Annotated in this window: 1 protein-coding gene; it reads left to right on the forward strand. The window is 47.5% G+C overall.

What is annotated here, in order from left to right; all coding sequences use genetic code 11:
• Positions 1–197: 197 nt before the first annotated feature.
• On the forward strand, positions 198–1,135 hold a 938-nt coding region (locus R7P67_RS25680; RefSeq protein ID WP_318086432.1), incomplete at its 3' end, for a cystathionine beta-lyase.

Here is a 1,135-nt window from a genome sequence, read left to right on the forward strand (position 1 = left end):
TTTTATCTGCGTCTTACTTTTCGCATCGACTATTCTGTGCGTTCCCCAATACATCTCACGCAATCATCGCTACCACACGACGCTCTAAACGTTCAATCCAAACGGTTATTGGTCGATATGTGACTTTTCCCTTGCAAACCCTATGTCGTCCATGTTTTAAATAATCCAAATTGTAATATTTAAGACAGGGAATTTTTATGTCAGAGGGCAAAAAGACCAAACTCATTACCGCAGGCCGCGATAAGAAGTGGACCAACGGCGTGGTAAACCCACCAGTACAACGCGCTTCTACTGTCGTGTTTAATACTGTTGCAGAGAAAAACCAAGCCGCAATAAACCGCGCAAACAAAACGCTGTTTTACGGACGTCGTGGCACTAACACTCACTTTGCTTTTCAAGATGCAATGGTCGAGATCGAAGGCGGTGCGGGTTGTGCTCTTTACCCTTGCGGAACGGCAGCTATTTCTAACGCGATCCTTTCTTTCGTTGAAGCTGGCGACCATATTTTGATGGTTGATACGTGTTACGAACCAACACGTGATTTCTGCAACGTGATCATGAAAAAGATGGGCGTAGAAACCACTTACTACGATCCGATGATCGGCGAAAACATTCGTGATTTGATTCAACCAAACACCAAAATACTGTTTCTTGAATCGCCGGGGTCAATCACGATGGAAGTTCAAGACGTTCCAACCATGGCGCGCATCGCTCACGAGCACGATATCATTGTGATGCTCGATAACACGTGGGGCGCAGGCGTGAACTTCTCACCTTTCGAGCATGGCGTGGACATTTCTATTCAAGCGGCGACAAAGTACATCGTTGGACACTCTGACGTCATGCTCGGCACCGCAGTGGCGTCTGAGAAATACTGGGATCAGCTTCGCGAACAAAGCTACCTGATGGGTCAATGCGTTTCTCCTGATGACGCTTACCTTGGCCTACGAGGTATTCGCACTTTGGATGTTCGCTTACGCCAGCACGCTGAAAACAGTTTGAAAGTCGCACAGTGGTTGGCAAGCCGCCCTGAAGTCGATCACGTTCGTCACCCTGCTCTAGAAAGCTGCCCTGGTCATGAGTTCTTTAAACGCGACTTTACTGGCGGTAATGGCTTGTTCTCATTCGTATTGAA

Source organism: Vibrio sp. Vb0937 (assembly GCF_033338855.1).